At 64.0% G+C, this 15,926-nt stretch carries 14 protein-coding genes and 1 pseudogene; 9 read left to right on the forward strand and 6 right to left on the reverse strand.

Translation table 11 applies throughout. The features are described from left to right. The 3 genes from ACOOHB_RS00695 to ACOOHB_RS00705 all read left to right on the forward strand — a co-directional run. On the forward strand, window positions 1-362 hold a 362-nt coding region (locus tag ACOOHB_RS00695; RefSeq protein ID WP_420442912.1), incomplete at its 5' end, for a hypothetical protein. Between the two features lie 245 nt (window positions 363-607). After that, window positions 608-1,465, forward strand: a complete 858-nt coding sequence (locus tag ACOOHB_RS00700) for a hypothetical protein (protein WP_420442913.1) — start codon at window positions 608-610, stop codon at window positions 1,463-1,465. A gap of 451 nt (window positions 1,466-1,916) precedes the next feature. Further along, the gene (locus tag ACOOHB_RS00705; protein WP_420442914.1) at window positions 1,917-2,366 is read left to right on the forward strand and encodes a hypothetical protein; all 450 of its coding nucleotides are present in this window, start codon (window positions 1,917-1,919) and stop codon (window positions 2,364-2,366) included. A gap of 1,480 nt (window positions 2,367-3,846) precedes the next feature. Here ACOOHB_RS00705 and ACOOHB_RS00710 read toward each other — a convergent pair. From ACOOHB_RS00710 to ACOOHB_RS00730, 5 genes and pseudogenes are all read right to left on the reverse strand, one after another. Beyond that, entirely contained in the window at window positions 3,847-5,019 is a 1,173-nt protein-coding gene (locus ACOOHB_RS00710; protein WP_420442915.1) for an amidohydrolase family protein, read from the reverse strand. 28 nt (window positions 5,020-5,047) lie between these two features. Then, complete coding sequence (locus tag ACOOHB_RS00715; protein WP_420442916.1) at window positions 5,048-5,638, reverse strand: disulfide bond formation protein DsbA; 591 nt, start codon at window positions 5,636-5,638, stop codon at window positions 5,048-5,050. Window positions 5,639-5,766: 128 nt separating this feature from the next. After that, window positions 5,767-7,296, reverse strand: coding sequence for a CaiB/BaiF CoA transferase family protein (locus ACOOHB_RS00720; protein WP_420442917.1), 1,530 nt, complete (start codon window positions 7,294-7,296; stop codon window positions 5,767-5,769). Beyond that, entirely contained in the window at window positions 7,235-8,182 is a 948-nt protein-coding gene (locus ACOOHB_RS00725; protein ID WP_420442918.1) for a CoA transferase, read from the reverse strand. The genes ACOOHB_RS00720 and ACOOHB_RS00725 overlap by 62 nt, the downstream gene beginning before the upstream one ends. Before the next feature lie 52 nt (window positions 8,183-8,234). Further along, a pseudogene (locus ACOOHB_RS00730) lies at window positions 8,235-8,642 on the reverse strand (CoA transferase); the annotation flags it as partial. A gap of 46 nt (window positions 8,643-8,688) precedes the next feature. Between ACOOHB_RS00730 and ACOOHB_RS00735 the strand changes: the two are divergent. Next, a complete protein-coding gene (locus ACOOHB_RS00735) occupies window positions 8,689-9,303 on the forward strand; it encodes a membrane dipeptidase (RefSeq protein ID WP_420442919.1) in 615 nt (204 codons plus the stop codon). Then, entirely contained in the window at window positions 9,216-9,509 is a 294-nt protein-coding gene (locus ACOOHB_RS00740) for a membrane dipeptidase (RefSeq protein WP_420442920.1), read from the forward strand. Before ACOOHB_RS00735 ends, ACOOHB_RS00740 begins: the two co-directional genes overlap by 88 nt. Before the next feature lie 82 nt (window positions 9,510-9,591). Here ACOOHB_RS00740 and ACOOHB_RS00745 read toward each other — a convergent pair whose 3' ends face one another. Then, window positions 9,592-10,947: a serine hydrolase domain-containing protein gene (locus ACOOHB_RS00745; RefSeq protein WP_420442921.1), complete on the reverse strand. Its 1,356-nt coding sequence runs from the start codon at window positions 10,945-10,947 to the stop codon at window positions 9,592-9,594. A 179-nt stretch (window positions 10,948-11,126) separates the two neighbouring features. Between ACOOHB_RS00745 and ACOOHB_RS00750 the strand changes: the two genes are divergently transcribed. The 4 genes from ACOOHB_RS00750 to ACOOHB_RS00765 form a co-directional block, all read left to right on the forward strand. Further along, window positions 11,127-12,677, forward strand: a complete 1,551-nt coding sequence (locus tag ACOOHB_RS00750; RefSeq protein WP_420442922.1) for a class I adenylate-forming enzyme family protein — start codon at window positions 11,127-11,129, stop codon at window positions 12,675-12,677. Window positions 12,678-12,713: 36 nt separating this feature from the next. Next, window positions 12,714-13,886 carry an amidohydrolase family protein gene (locus ACOOHB_RS00755; RefSeq protein WP_420442863.1) on the forward strand — a complete coding sequence of 391 codons (1,173 nt, stop codon included), beginning with the start codon at window positions 12,714-12,716 and terminating at the stop codon, window positions 13,884-13,886. Between the two features lie 54 nt (window positions 13,887-13,940). Continuing rightward, complete coding sequence (locus ACOOHB_RS00760; protein ID WP_420442923.1) at window positions 13,941-15,137, forward strand: CaiB/BaiF CoA transferase family protein; 1,197 nt, start codon at window positions 13,941-13,943, stop codon at window positions 15,135-15,137. A 112-nt stretch (window positions 15,138-15,249) separates the two neighbouring features. Continuing rightward, on the forward strand, window positions 15,250-15,926 hold a 677-nt coding region (locus tag ACOOHB_RS00765; protein ID WP_420442924.1), incomplete at its 3' end, for a DUF1015 family protein.

Consider the following 15,926-nt stretch of genomic DNA (forward strand, 5'->3'; position numbering starts at 1 on the left):
CAGAGGATTCGCTCTCGGGCAGTTCAGCAGGTTCTCTAGGCTTGGATTCAGTGGCAACGACTCGCTTTTCCCGACCTGTGAAGATCCCCGACGACCTCGGGGAGGACACGGTCGCGCCCGTCACTGGGCGGGTGAGGCTTCCGAATCGCATTGCATGGAGCGGTCAGGGTGAATTCGATCTCGAGGATCGGCGAGACCGCATGTACGTGTACCAGCTCGTCATGACCGAGGGCACCGAGGACGACGTGCGCCGCTATATCAACGTCGACCATCTCATGGAGATGTGGAGCGGCATGTGGCTCTCGCCCCCTGTGCACGAGCGCTGGCAACACTGGCTGCGCGATCGCGACTTGATCGCCTAGCCCCGCGCGAGCTCGAACGTCGGCATCACGTAAGTGTGGTCGCGGCTCGCCCAGAACATGCCGATGTCACGACTCACGGACCCCGTAGGGCCACCGCGAGGAGTGCTGTGTCCGCCCGAGCCAGCCGCATGCACGTTGAACGAGCCACGCTTTCGAGTTGTCGTTGCTTTGGCGCTTTACACTCGGCTCGCTCACAACCACATCTCGAGTTGGATGTGAATTGTCGGGCATGTAGCGAGGTCGCAGTGTTCAACCTACTTGTCAAGAAGGACGGTTGGAATCGCGAAGGGAGCGACTCAATCGACATTACGCGTGTCTTGGAACATACCGAAGATTCAATAGCGGGCCGATTTCGAATCCAAGGACGCGTAGATTTTGAATCCTTACAGACATTGCCGACGGTGCTAATGCCCGAGCGTTCTGATCTAGAGGACGGCGATCAGACAGCCTGTGTGGCCCGAATCACGCAAACTCGACCAAGCCAGCGAACGGTTCGTATCGAATACACTTTCGACCAGACGATTCCCCCGATCGCTAACGAGTCGATGTTCGAGATGCTCACTTCAGTAGGTGCTCTTAATGAGTTCGAGTGTAGGCGCACACATTGGGCGGTTAAGGGTGCAGATCTGTATGCGTGCATCTTGCGCGCACAATTCAAACCTCATCTATATCCGACAGTGTTTGAGCTGCGAAACGTGTTGGGCACAAGAATACCCACGATTGCAGTAATGATGCCGTTCTCTTCGGAGTTCGATCAGGTGTATGATCATATCAAGACATCTGTGGTATCGAGGAATTTGCAGTGTAAGCGAGCTGATGATATCTGGCGGAACGAATCTATCGTGCAAGACATTGTAGATCTCATTCTTGCCTCAAGTGTGGTCATCGTTGACTGCACAGGTCGCAATGCGAATGTCTTCTATGAGATGGGCATCGCCCATGCCGTTGGCAGGCCAGTTATACCCATAGTCCAAGATGGGCGAGACATTCCATTCGACATAAGCCATCTCAGGCACATCCGCTACCATCCTAATCGAGACGGGTTGCAAACGTTGGGGGCGGAAATCGGTGATCGACTCACGGGTTTAGACATCTCTCGCTGACGACCGATATCAGTAGCGCTCACCCTCATTCCAGCAAGAGGTAAACACTCTTGAGAATGCCGACAACCTGTCACGAACAGTCAGATATGCCCCACTCTACAATGGCAAGATCCCAACTCAGAGACCTCGTCGGATGAATGGGACTACCCGACCCACTTGGCGATTCTGGGCTAAGCGGCACATGTTAATGTCGGAGATGCTCGTATCCGCCATGGCGTTGATCGTGCTGGCATGCGCGTCTTCTCAACCGCCTGTGCCTACAACAAGTGGCGCACCGACTGCGACGGCCCGTGCGACCGTAACGGAGACCACGACACCATCCACCACAACATCATTACCACCATCAACAACAATATTGGTGACAACTAGTAGCACTGCGATATCTCCGACATCGATCCCTACTGCTGAGCAGGAACTTCAGCTCATATTTTGCCCCCGAGCAGCACTGAATATGGTAAATGCGTCTGCCGACGCCGAAATCCGGAGAATCCAAGCTGATGCCGCAGCCAGTCAGGCAAGTGAAACAACGGAGAAGTTCTATTCCGATTGGGCCAGCAGGGACCCTCGCGCTGCCGAAGTGTTCGAACTCGCCGAACTGTGGGCGAATGCCGAATACTATGCTACTATTCGTCTCGAAGCACTACGGCAGCTAGAAACCGCGCAGAGCAATTGGCTTTCTTGGGAATGTAACGCCGAGAACGCAAGGCTCGATGAGCTTGATTCACTGATGACTGGCTCGTTGATGACTGGCTCATTCAATACGGCAGGCATCGGACGACTGAGCCGCCTATCATTGAGCGCCGAACTTAGTGACGCCGGAAACGAACTGGCGACGTACAGGTTATTTCACCGTCAAGTAGTGGTATTGGCGGATCGATGGGGCTGGGATTTCTTCGAATGACGCAATGGCAGCCAAGTTAGGCAATACCGTCGCTAGCGAACTGCTGCGACATATTGGGATAGCGGTAGGACCATCGGTCAGTATCTCGCGCCAGAAACACCATGCGTGTGCTGATTTGTGTAGGCCAATCTCCCTGACACAATGACGATGTCGACAGGTGTGACTGACTTTAACCTGGATAGTCTGTGCCGCGGCCAGCGAACAAAGTTGAATGACCTCCACCGAAAGATGGTCGAGCGCTTACGCTGCGAGGCCTTATTGGTGGCAGTCCGTGTTGTCGATCCCAGCACCGAGGGTTTGAATCTCCGGACACTAGAGGATAATGAGCACTATGCATAGGAGTTGAAACGTCGGGATCAGATCCGTGGACAAATCCGCGATTGGCGAGACCGTCTTCCTGTGGTGACAAGGCTTGCGTGCGGATACTTGGCGAGCTCGAGGCATCCCCGGCTTGAGTGTTCGCTCCGCTTGGTGCACGCGTTGGCGGCCTCTCTAGCATCGCTGGAAGTATCGGTGCGCCCGACTGCCGAGCCCGCCTTGCCGGCGGCTGAGAGTGCATGGGCTACCCATACTCTAGGCAAAGTGTGCTGCGCAAACGCGGAGCGCCCTTATAAGGCGGTATCAGATACGTACTTGTCAACCACTCTATGGACCTCGCGAACACCACAAGTACGACGTCTGGTTCACGGCAGAGCAAGTAAGATCGTCGATTGGGTTACTAAGTCATATCTGCAGACGACGAGCGATTCCAGAGCTGCTTGTGAAATCGAGTGAGCATTCGCCTCGAAGAAAGGGTCCATATAGTCGCTTCCGGTTCCGAACGTGGCACACCCATCCAGGAGTTCAACGGCAACGATTGTCGCATTGAGCGCGTCAATGCACGGTGACTGCCACAATCGCTTGAGTTCTGTGCGTAGTTCGTCACCGCCTGCGGGTTGATCGTTGTCGCTCAGCGCGGGACCTTGTTCGCGTAGCTGATCCAGTAGCGAGATGGCGAGTGTGGCATCCCGTGTCTCCCGTCGTGCAATTCTCTCGAGACGCGGGCGTATACGTCGGGGTTTGCGAACTCTCGGACTCAGGCCCCGATCGAGTACTCGGATCGTCTGGGCTCGACGTCGCATGTCCATAGGCACTGCGTGCGGCGACACCATGTCTGTTCGCGTGTTGTGGCCAGCGATATTCGTCGGCAAGAAGCGGCCGAAGAGTTCCAACATGAAAATGATGGCGGCTGCCGTCAGTGTCGCGGACTCAGCATCGCGCTCGATCGAGCGCAGGCGGTCAGGGCCGTTCCCCCACCCCAACTCCAGTGCGCGCAATGTGTGCGCAGCGGCGCTCGTGATGGCATCATCTGCTTGGAAGCTGCGAATCCAGAGTTGGAACCACAAACTCTCTGTCACATGCGGCGGGTAATCGGACAAGCTCTCAGCCCCCCGGTGGACTCGACGAGATGCGGGTCAGTTGCATTCGTAGCTGAAGTGCGTCAGATGTTGATGCGGTACAGCTCTGCGGCGTTGAGCGACATGATGCGCTCGACGTCGTCGTGGGGGATCCCTTCGAGCGCTAGGGCGAGGCCGTGGTCGTCGCGGGGGTACAGGCAGGTCGGGTGCGGGAAGTCGGTCTCGAACATCAGCGATTGCGCACCTACGTACTCGAGCGTGGGCCGGACTGTTGAGCGCTCGAACCAGAAGCAGCCGTAGAACTGCCGCCGGAAGTAGTCCGAGGGCAGCATCGACAGCTCGGCCAGCTCGTTGGGCGCCGTCTCGTGCATCTGGTGGTCGAGCACTTCCAAGAAGAACGGCAGCCAGCCGACGCCGCTTTCGACCGAGACGAACTTCAGCTCCGGGAAGCGCTCGGGTACACCGGAATAGATCATGTTGCCGACAACCCGGGCGTTGCCCATGAACAGGTTCGCCGAACCCACGGCCAGACGCCGCTCGGGTCCGAACGACGGCCACGGTGCCTTGCCGTAGTAGTCAAGGTTGCCCTTCGACGAGCCGATGTGGAAGTTGACCGGCATCGCCAGGTCCGAGCAGACCTGCCACACAGGATCCCAATGCGGCAGCGCCATGTCGGGCAGGCCCGCCTCCTCAGGGTTCGAGCACGTCACGATGCCTCGCAGGCCGTTTGCGTGGCAGCGCTCGATCTCTCGCACCGAGGCGTCGAGATCCCACCACGGCAGCAGCGCCATGCCGAACACCCGCTGGCCGCTCTCCTCTTGGAACTCGGCCAATGCGTCGTTGTAGATCTCGACCGAGATGAGGCGCAGCGCATCGTCTGGCGACTTCAGGAAGTTCTGGTTCCCGAAGCCGGCGACGTTGGGGTACATGATCTGCGCTTCGATGCCGAGTTCATCAAGCATCGCAACCCGGGCTTCGGCGTCGTAGCTGGCGCGGTGCACCATGTCGTTGTCGAAGTCGAAGAACACCGTGCCGGTGACCTTCTCGCCGTCGGGGCCCACGACTGACGACGCGATCGGCAGGCCGATCGGGATGGAGTCGTCGAACCACCAGCGGCGCTTGCCGTTCTTGGTGGTCATCCGCGGAACCCGGTCTCGGTACTTCGCGGGCGCCCGCGACGTCCACAGGTCGTAGGGCTCGGACCAATGGCTGTCGGTGTCGATGATCTTGAGATCGTCGAGGATGGTGCCGCTCATCGCTCCAGAAACCGTGAGTCTGGGCCGGTCAGCCAACCGGCGGGACGGTGACCGGACGATCGCCGAACTCGGGGCGCTCGGTGCGGGTCTTCTTCAGCTCCCAGAAGCCGTCCACGTCCATCATGGCGATCATGCCGTCCCACAGCTTCAGGGCTTCTTCGCCCTTGGGTGCCCGCGTGATGACCGGGCCGAAGATGCCGACGCGCTCGCCGTCGCTGCGGTCCAGAGCGATGATCGGCGTGCCCACATCGGTGCCGACAAGCGCCAAGCCTTCGTCCATGCGCGTCCGGATCTCGGCATCCCACGACTCGTCCGTTGCCGCCTTGGCGTGCTCCGGATCGATGCCGAGCTCTTCGAGTGCCTTCGCGACGTCGAAATCGCGATCGCCGTCGTGGTGGATGCGGCTGGCGAAATCCCAGTACACGCCGAACACCGCATCGTCGCCCTCGGCGGCGCGGATCGATTCCATCACCCGCAATTGATTGTGGGTGCCCACAACTGCTTCGTAGTACGGGCTGTCCGTCGCCGGCTCGTTCTTGAAGAGCAGGCTGATCGGCTGCCACTTGACCTTCAGGTTGCGCTCAGAGGCGACTTCATCGACGACCCACCTGGCCGTCACCCAGCACCAAGGTCAGATGGGGTCTACCCAGAATTCGATCTCGGTGTCTGTACCCGTGTCACTTGTCATGCGGGCAATCTACCCGTGACCGGTATCGACGATCAGGGCTGCCGCGCAGCACACCCTGGCTACAGCGGGGTGCCGTCGGGGTGCAGGTAGTCCCCGGTGATGTGGCCCTCGTCGCACAGCGCCTGCCATTCGACGTCATCGAGGCCCAGGATCTGCCGGAAGACGTACTCGTTGGCATCGCCCAGGATGCCAATCGGTCGCCAGGGCATCTCGGGGCCGTCCCAGCGCCACTGGCGCCCCGGAAAACTGTGCCAGCCCTGCTCGACCGAGCCGTTCTGGCGGAACCAGCAGCGGTCCGTCATCTGCGGATCCGTCCGAAGCTGTGACTCGCGCAGCACCTGACCAGCCGGTACGCAAGCCGCTTGGCACTGATGGAAGACCTCGGCTGATGTGAGCTGCTGGGTCCAGGCGCTGATGCGGACGTCGATCTCGTCGTGATGCGCCAACCGGCCTTCGAGCGTCGCGAACCGCTCGTCGGTTTCAAGACTCGACACCCCTTCGCCGACGGCCCGATCCAGCAAGGCAGCCAGTGCCCGCCAGTCAGCGTCGTTCTCGCACGCGATGACTGCCCATTCGTCGTCCTGGTCGGGCCGAGCCGGATCCACCGCGCAGCGGTAGCAGCCCTGAGGTGCACGTGCGATGGACCGGTTGCCGAGCGGCTGATGACGGGTTTCGTTGGCCGCAGCGTCGAGAAAGTATTCGCCGATGTGCTGCATCACGTTCTCTGACTGGGAGAACTCGATGAGCTCGCCGACGCCGGTTCCGCCGGCGCCGGTTCCGCCGGCGCCGTCGGCGCCGTCACGACGCGCCAGCACTGCCAGCACAGCGAACGCAGCCGTTGCAGCGCTGGCGGGATCCATGTGGAAAACCGACGTCAGGCTCGTGGGGTCGTCGTCGGCGTAGCCGCGCAGGCCGGTCAGCCCGCACATCGCCTCGAAATTGGCGCCGAATCCCAGCCAATCGGCCGACGGGCCGTCGAGACCCATGGGCGGCATCCGCAGCATGATCGTCCGCGGGTTTGCTGCGTGGACCGTCTCCCAGTCCATGCCCAGCTTCGCCAGCACGCCGATGGAGTTGTTCTCCACAATCACGTCGACGTGACCCAGCAGCCGCTGCAGCGTCTCGCGCCCCAGTTCGGTGCGGGGGTCCAGCGTGCAGCTCAGCTTGCCCCGGCCGTGCGAGCTGAACATGTTCTGACGGTTCCACGGCCGCGGTCCCGGATCGTTGTCGGGGTAGCCCGACAGCGGCCCCAGTTCCTGCACAATCTCGGCAGGCGGACGCGCCATCAGTCCCCGCGTGGCGGTCGGGAAGACGAACGGGTTGTCGACCCGGATCACCTCCGCGCCGAGGTCGGACAGGTACATCGTGCAGCCGGGGCCTGCCCACACCACAGTGAGGTCCAGAACTCGGATGCCGTCGAGCGGCAGCCGGGGAGGCTCACGATCAGCCTGCGCATTCGAATCGGCTGAGCTGGCCGACGCATCGCTGGCTGCAGCATCGCTGGCCGAAGCGTCCCTGCGGGAGCGTTCAGCGGCGCGGGCACGCGTCGCAGCGTCGTGCTCGCCGAGCAACGGTGCCGGCGCCGGCACATCGGGCCCAGCATCCGATGGCGAATCCGAGCCAGCGTGCAGGCGAAATGGCGCTGTGAGCTGGGTCACGGTCCCAGCGACAGGATGGGTGACGTCGACGAACACACCGCGGGAGACGAAAGTGCTCGTCGTCGAGCACGTCGACCGGTGCATTCAAAGGCGTCACCGCCCACTTGTGGACTTGCGCCGCTGCCGCCACGCTCGCCTTGGAATGGCTGAACAGCCACGGGTACAAGGCAGTCTCGACCATGTCGGGCAGGTCGGGATCGAACACCCACCGGGGACTTGCGAATCGTTCGGCCAGCGAACTGCCGTCTTCGCCGTCGCCCAGCCCCAGCCCGGCCGCAGACAGCGTCTGCACCATCCGGGGCGCCCACGTGGGGAGGGTGAACACGAGCGCCCAGCCATCCGTCACGGGGTAGAAGCCGACGGGCGACGCCCGCTGAGGCTGACGGGGCTCGCGTGCAACATCGGTACCGGTGTACGCCTGGTAGATGAGGTACGAACTGCGCCGGTCGATTGTGCCCGCCTGTGCTTCGAAGGCTGACACGTCCACATGTGCAGGCCGTCCGCTGCGCCGGCTGATGAGGTACGCAGCCAGCGTTGGCACTGCTGCCAGATTGCCGACCTGATACGAAGTGACGTCACCGCTCAGCTTCACCGGTTCGCGCTCGTCGATGCCGGTGCCCCACATCGGCCCGCCCATCGCGTAGGTGACGATGTCGCTGCCCCGATAGCCGGCCTCCACGTACGGACCCGTCTGGCCGAACGGCGTGATCGAGGTCAGCACGATGCCAGGGCGCAATCGGCACATCGTCTTGTAGCCGAGCCCAATGCCATCGAGATGTCCAGGTTCGAACGACTCGATCACGATGTCGGATTCCACCACGAGCGTCCTGGACGAAATCGACGTCGTCGGCGCTCGGCGACGGCGTGTCGAGGTCGGCGATCACGCTCCGCTTGTTGGTGTTCAGGTGCAGGAAGAGCGGCGAGCGCTCCAGGCTGTCGGCCCCTGACGGCGTCCCTGAAGCGCCCCACGGACCGTGGCGCCGCGCCGGATCACCGCCGGGCGGCTCCACCTTGATGACGTCGGCGCCGTGGTCGGCGAAGAGCTTGCCCAGGTACGGACCCGAGATTCCCGTCGCCAGTTCCAGCACTCGGATGCCGGTCAACAACTGGCTCACTGCTGCCCCCTTGTCCGGCCCCGAAGGCCAGTCCCGACGCGGCAAGTATTGCCGATTCCCAGATTCGTTAGCCCGGCGGTCGGTCAGCCCATGATTGCCAGCAACGGGGCCAGCGTGACGAGTGACGTCTGGGTTGCCGGCGTGAGCATCCGAGCTCGCCATTTATCGCGTGGCCATTGCGTCAGGGGTGAGGGTGACTGAGGGTGACATGGACTCGAGTGACGAAGGTGGGCTCGACGATGCGGCAGCGTTGCATGACGCAGCGTTGGTGGTCGACGGCACATGTCCCCTGTTGGTCAAGCCCCACTATGTCGATTGGTACATCGAAGGAGGGGTGAACATCGTGACGCCGACGGTGGGTGCCACTGGAACGGCGATGCAGTCGTTCGGATTGATCGCGTATTGGCTCGAATTCATGCGGGACCGGCAGGATCTCACGCTGGTCAGCAACGCTGCCGAGGTGCGCGCCGCCAAGCAGGCGAATCGCACAGGGGTGGTCTTCCACTTCCAAGGCACCGATCCCATTGAGTCCGAGCTTCGGCACATCGACGCCTTCAGCCAGCTCGGCGTCGGCATCATGCAGCTCTGCTACAACACAGAAAACGCAGCCGGTTTCGGTGCACAGGTGCGCGACGGCGGCCTCAAGCCGTTCGGTCGGGAACTGGTGAAACGCTGCAACGAGGCACAGGTCATCGTCGACTGCGCTCATACTGGGCACGCCACGTCGATCACTTTGTGTCCGTCGCCGGAATCGACCACGTCGGGCTGGGCATTGACTATTACCTCGGCCAGCACTTCGTCGCAGATGATGCGCAAGCGCTGAGCAACTATGAGCGCGAGAAGGCGGCAGGAAGATGGGCGGGTTCTGACTATCCTGCGCCGCCGCATCGGTACCCGGAGCGCATCGAGACCCCGCGAACCCTGCCAAATCTGACTCGTGGACTGCTGCGCCGCGGCTACTCAGCGGAGCAGACAAAGGCGATCCTGGGCCTCAATTGGCTGCGCCTCTACGAAGCCGGATGGGGCTGAGCAGCGCCGAAGTTTGCAGTGCCGCGGGCAACGGGGCGATTCGGGCTTCATCGCCGCCGGCTTCGAGTCACCCGAGCGCCCGTCAGCCCATGGTCGCCAGGATCGGGGCCAGTGTGACGAGCAGCTCGTCCACGTCGTTGTCGCCGTCAATGCCGAGCAGGTTGGCGGTGATGGCGATGCCAAGGTCGAACGCGGGCACGTACGCAGCGATGGTGCGGAAACCCGGAACGCCGCCCCCGTGGGAGTGGACCGTCAGGCCCATGACTTCGTCGGTGCTGATGCCCAAGCCGTCGTTGTCGGCGGGATCCGGATGGCCAGTCGTCATGAGGGCGACTTGGCTCGCATTGAGGATGTCGCCTGCGAACAGCCCTCGGATCAGCAGCGCCACGTCGCCGATGCGTGCTTCGATACCGCCGCCGGTCCAACCAGCGGAACGGGCGAGCTCTTGGGGCATCGTTCCGATGTCGACGTAGATGGCGCCGCTGTGTTCGATCTGGTTGGCAGTGGTCAGCCCCAGGATCGGGCCCAGCACGTAGGCGAATGTGCCGCCGACGTACCCGTTCGCGGTCGGCTCAGGCGGGAACTCGCTGGGCGTCAGATAAGTGTGCGACAGACCAAGCCGATCGAACACCCGAGTTCGGATCTCATCTGCTGCGGTGGTGCCGGTGACGGCTTCGATGAGCAAGCCCGCAGCGACGTAGCCGGTGGTGTTGTAGTGGCGTTCGGTGCCCAACTCGGCCACTGGTCCGTAGGCCGCAGCGAACTCCAGTATCTCCTCGGGCGTTGTCGGCACATCCAGCCGCGACGCCGCAAGTTGGAAGAACCTCGGGTCGACGGCGAACTCCACGAAGCCTGAGGTGTGCCCGAGCAGGTCCCGCACGGTCACCGCCGCAGCGTGCTCGTATCCCGGTGCCCAGTCGTCGCCCAGGTAGCGCGCGACCGGCGCGTCTAGCTCGACCAGTCCTTCGGCGACGAGCTGCAGAACAACCGCCGCCGTGACCGACTTGGTCACCGACCCGATGCGGACGTAGTGGTCGACGGTCATTGGCGCGCCGCTGGCGAGATCGCTGACGCCCCAGGCGAAGGTGACCGGCTCGGCGCCTCGTTGGGTGACGGCAAGCACGACTCCGGGTGCGCCGGTCTCTTCGATCCAGCCCAGCACGGCTGCGCTGAGTGGGTCCACGGGCGCCCCATCCGCCTCAGCGGCGACGTCGGCCTCATCTGGGGGCGCGGCCGTTGTCGCCGGTGCCGGGGCCCGCGTGGTGGGAGCCGGCGCCGCGGCGGTCGCCGGCGCGGCAGCAGTGGTTGGAGCCGCGGCTGCGGTGGCCGGTGCCTGGACTATTCCGTCGGTCACCGTGTTGGGTGAGGTGCCATCGGTGCTGCTGCACGCGGCTGCGAGCAAGCCGAGACTCAGCAGGGCGCATGCGAGTCGCTTCATACGCGCAGCGTACGGATCCCACCCGAAGGCGTGCGAGTCATCGCGCACAGCGCTGGGCACACTGTGCTGTCTCGCGCGCCGCGGTTGGCGCGGGGGCGACGACACCTGCGAGTATCTGCCGTTATCTACGCCCGTGCGGGCCACAGGGGGCTGATGTGAATCTCGGAATGCTGCTCTTCATGCCGGCGACCATCGCCGGCGATCAGGTCATCCTGGTCGATACCTCAGCTGAAGCCAGTGGCGGAGCTCCACGCGAGGTCACGTACCAGGCGTTGCTCGACAACGTGGCGCGCACCGCTGGGATGCTGACAATGCTCGGTGTCGGTGTCGGCGACCGCGTCGGGGTATTCGCTACCAACAGCGTCGAGTGCGTCGAAGCCATCTTCGGCGGCGCATTCGTCGGTGCAACGGTGGTCCCGATGAACTTCCGCGCTGGCGCGCAAGAGACAGCCCACCTGCTCAGCGACAGCGGTATCAGCGTCCTGTTCACCGAATCGCGTTACAGCGATCTCGTCGAGCAGAACAAGCCCGCTGATCTCGAGCACGTCCTTGTGCTCGATGATCCGGCGTCCTACGCCGCCGCACGGGACGAGGCCTTCGAGCTGCCCGTTCCCGAAGACGTCGACACTGACGGACTGTGCACGTTGCTGTACACCAGCGGCACCACGGCCATGCCCAAGGGCGTCAAGCTCACCAACGGGGCGATCACGGGCTACGTCATGGGGACCAACGACGCTGCGACCGGCGAGGATATGGGCCGCATGGCCGTGGCGGCGCCGCTGTACCACATCGCGGGTCTGACCTCGATGCTGAATGCGCTCTACAGCGGGCGCGTTGTGGTGTTGCTGCCGCAGTTCGAGGCATCGTCGTGGATCGATTGCGTGCAAGCGCATGCCGTGACGCACGCCTTCTTGGTGCCCACGATGCTGGCCCGGGTGCTCGAGGCGCCCAACTTCGCACCGCAGGCATTCAGCGGTCTCGAAGCAGTCACCTATGGCGCGGCGCCCATGCCTCCTTCAGTGATCCGCCGGGCGATCGACATGTTCCCGCCGAACGTGGCGTTCGCCGGCGCCTACGGCCAGACCGAGACAACGTCCACGGTGGCGGTACTCGACCCCGACGATCACCGCATCTCCGGGACAGCCGAGGAGCAAGAACGCAAGCTGCACCGGCTGTCGTCGGTGGGACAGGTGCTCGAGGACGTGCAGGTGCGCGTTGTCGATGCCGACAGCGGCGAGTCGGTTGCACCGGGCGTGATCGGCGAAGTGCAGCTGCAGACGTTCCGTGCGATGGACGGCTACTGGGGCAACGAAGAGAAGACCCGAGTGACCATCGACGACGAGGGCTGGGTGCACACGGGAGACCTCGGCTACCTCGACGACGACGATTACCTGTTCCTGGCTGGCCGCACCGGCGACATGATCATCCGTGGTGGCGAGAACGTGCTTCCCGACGAGGTCGAGAGAATTTTGTACGACCACCCGTCCGTTCTCGAAGCCGCCGTGGTGGGTCTGCCCAGCGAGGAGTGGGGCGAGCGCGTCGCCGCCGCTGCAGTCATTCGCCCTGGCAGCGGCGCCACCGGTGACGACCTGGTCGCGCACGCGCGCGAGCGTTTGGCCCCGTTCAAGCGGCCCGAGTTCGTCCACCTGATGGACGAGCTGCCACGCACCTCCACCGGCAAGCTGCTGCGCCGCGACCTCATTCCGATGCTTGAAGAGCTGGGCGTCTAGGCCGTCGGCTCGCAAAGTCGTGTCGCAGCGTCGGCCGTGAACGCTGCGGCCACACCGGAGTATCTCGACGATCACCTGCACTTGCTGGCGTGCGCAGCAGCGCGCCGCTCGGTGGACGTCAGCGATGCTGCATCGATCCCCGACATGCTGGCGCTTGTTCGACGAGCAGTCCGCGGCCGCAGCGACCATGGCTCAGGCGGTGACATGGCCGCCGATGCCTGGCTGCGCGCATGGGGCTACGACGACGCACTGCTTGTCGAACGGCGCCATCCCACCGTCGCGGAACTCGACGCTGCGACGGCTGATCGGCCCACGGTGCTGCATCACATCACGGGTCACGTCGCAGTGGTGAACACTGCTGCTGCGCACGCCCTCGGCCTCGCGGCCGCAGACGTGCTCACCGAGCGGCACGACCTGCTGGCGCGTGTGCCGCGCCCGGACCGGTCGACGACCGTCGCTGCGGTCGGCGAGGTGCTTGTCGAGCTGGCCGCCGCGGGCTTCACGGCATGCACGGACACCACCCACACCAATGACGTGGCGGCGCTCGAGCTCTTGGCGGATGCGTCGGCGGCTGAGCCGTCCGTGGAGATCACAGCGATGATCGGCTGTGACCGGCTCGACACGCTTGGCGATGTGTCCTTCGGCATGGACGTCACGGGATCCCGCGCAGCCGCGGCCGCGCAGGGGCAGGGCTGCGTGCGAGTCGGTCACGTCAAGGTGATGCCGCCGCACGACGACGAGGGCGTTGTCGCAGAGATGGTCGCCGCCGCACGCGATCGAGGCTTTCCCGTTGCGGTACACGCCATGGACATCGACACGCTGCAGGCGACACTCGACGCGTTGGAGGCTCAGCCGCCATCGCACCCCGAGCCCGGTCGCCCCGAGCCCGACCGCATTGAACATTGCGCGCTCGCGTTACCCGAGCAGCTCGATCGCATCGCCCGGCTCGGCATCGCGGTCGTCACGCAGCCCAGCTTCGTCACGCGTCGCGCCCAGAAGTACCAAGAGCAACTGTCCGCCATTGAACAGGGCTGGCTGTGGCCGCTGGCGAGCCTCGTGCGCCGCGGCATTCGGGTCACGTTCTCATCCGACGCGCCGACGGTGCCTGCGGATCCGCAGGAATGGATCGATGCGGCAACCAGCCGCACGCTTGCTCCCGCCGAGCGCGTCGATCACACCACTGCTCGCCGGTTGTGCCAGCGGGGTTGAGTACCCTGCGTCGGCACTGCAAAGACGGGTCGTGCTGAGTGCGGGGAGGCATGGATGGCCGGGCCGATGGAAGGCATCCGCGTCGTCGAGCTGGGGGTGTGGGTCGCTGGCCCGGCATGTGGCGGCATCCTCGCTGACTGGGGTGCCGATGTCGTCAAGGTCGAGGGGCCGCAAGGCGATCCATTCCGTTCGCTGGAATGGCTGTACCCAGGTGCGGGCAACCCGCCGTTCGACCTCGACAATCGGGGCAAGCGCAGCATCGCGCTCGACTTGCGCCAGCCGGACGGCATGGCGGCGATGCACGCACTGCTGGCCCCCGCCGACGTGTTTCTGTCGAATATCCGACCAGGCGGACTCGAGAGGATGGGTCTCGACTATCCGTCGCTCGCGGAGCGATACCCACGTCTGATCTACGCCAGCGTCACCGGCTTCTCGTTGCACGGCGACGAGCGGGACCGCCACGCCTATGACGTCGGCGCGTTCTGGTCGCGCGCCGGGATCGCGCGATCGCTGACGCCTCAAGACGGTGAGCTGCCCTATCAGCGCGGCGGCATGGGCGACCACATGACCGGCATGTCGGCCGCGGCAGGCGTGGCTGCGGCACTCTTCCACCGCACGCGCACCGGCAAGGGCCAGCTCGTGGAGGCGTCGCTGCTGCGCTTGGGTGCGTACATGCTGGGCTGGGATCACAACGTCACCGCCATGACGGGCTCCGAGACCGTCGCTTGGGGTCGTCACAATCCACCGAACCCGCTCATCAACTGCTACCGCTGCGCCGACGGAGAGTGGTTCTGGATGCTGGGCCTCGAGGGCGATCGCCACTGGCCTGCGGTGACCGAAGCCCTTGGCCGCACCGATTGGCGCGCGGACCCGCGCTTTGCCGATATCGAGCTGCGCTACACCAACTCAGAAGCGCTGATCAGCGAGATGGACCAGGTCATCGCGACACGGACCCGCGCCGAGTGGGGCGAGATCTTCGATGCCGGGGATGTCTGGTGGGCGCCAGTGCAGTCCACGCTCGAGATGCTGTCGGATCCCCAGGCACGCGCAGCGGGCTGCTGGGTATCGGTGCCGACACCCGAAGGAGACACCACTGAGATGGTCGCGACGCCCGTGGACTTCTCCGCTTGTGCCTGGGAAGTCACGGCGCCGGTTCCGGAATTCGGCCAGCACACCGAGCTGATCCTGCTGGAGCACGGCTACGAATGGGAGACGATCGCGGAGCTGAAATATGCCGGCGTCATTCCCTGAGCCTTCCGGTGCGAAGCGGCCCCTGTCGCCCCGCGGTAGGAGGCACCTCCAACAGTGAGATAACTTCGATCCGCTGCACGCGACTGACGGGCCGTGCGTGGGGAGGGAGCTGATGATCGAGCCGGTGCGCGCTCGCATCTTGACGCCCGAGTGGGCGCCGACGGTGATTCCCGCGCCATACGACTCGCTCACAGCCGACGAGCAAGCCCAGCATCTCGCAGACAACCCTGACTCCTTCGCGCATGTCGCCGGTTCGCCGCCAGAGAGTTTCGGGCACCCGACCGAGCATCTTCATCACGCCACTCGCAGCACCAAAGCGCTGGAGCGGCTGATCGGTCTGGGGGCGTTCGGCACAGAACAGGACCCGCGCTTGTACGTGCAGCGTGTCGAGGCCGACGGGCATACCCAGCATGCGCTCCTCGGTTCCGTCAGGCTCGAAGAGCACGAGCTGCGGCCGCACGAGGACACGCAGCCTGCCCGGGTGCACGGACTGGCAATGCACTTCAACGAGGTTGGCCGGATGTCGAGTCCGGTGGTCCTGACCTCACCCCGCCCTGTCGCCGTCACCGAAGTCATCGAGGCCACGGTGGCTGCAGCGGAGGCCGATCCGCCGCTGCCCGCAGTACTCGACACCAAGACCGTCGACGGCGCGCGCGTCACGCTGTGGCGGGCTGTGACCACTGCAGCGAGCACCGGTGTGGCAGTCGAGGGGCCGCTGTACATCGTGGACGGACACCACCGGATTGCGGCGGCGCGGCAAGCGAATTTCCGCCGGGTGCTTGTGGCGTG

It is taken from the genome of Candidatus Poriferisodalis sp. (assembly GCF_965215815.1).
Taxonomy (GTDB): Bacteria; Actinomycetota; Acidimicrobiia; order Acidimicrobiales; family Poriferisodalaceae; genus Poriferisodalis.

Excerpts from the sequence above, each read along its gene's own strand:
- ACOOHB_RS00745 (WP_420442921.1), bottom strand. The coding sequence starts at position 10,947 with ATGAAGCGACTCGCATGCGCCCTGCTGAGTCTCGGCTTGCTCGCAGCC.
- ACOOHB_RS00705 (WP_420442914.1), top strand. The coding sequence starts at position 1,917 with ATGGTAAATGCGTCTGCCGACGCCGAAATCCGGAGAATCCAAGCTGAT.
- ACOOHB_RS00710 (WP_420442915.1), bottom strand. The coding sequence starts at position 5,019 with ATGAGCGGCACCATCCTCGACGATCTCAAGATCATCGACACCGACAGC.
- ACOOHB_RS00750 (WP_420442922.1), top strand. The coding sequence starts at position 11,127 with ATGCCGGCGACCATCGCCGGCGATCAGGTCATCCTGGTCGATACCTCA.
- ACOOHB_RS00735 (WP_420442919.1), top strand. The coding sequence starts at position 8,689 with ATGGACTCGAGTGACGAAGGTGGGCTCGACGATGCGGCAGCGTTGCAT.
- ACOOHB_RS00760 (WP_420442923.1), top strand. The coding sequence starts at position 13,941 with ATGGCCGGGCCGATGGAAGGCATCCGCGTCGTCGAGCTGGGGGTGTGG.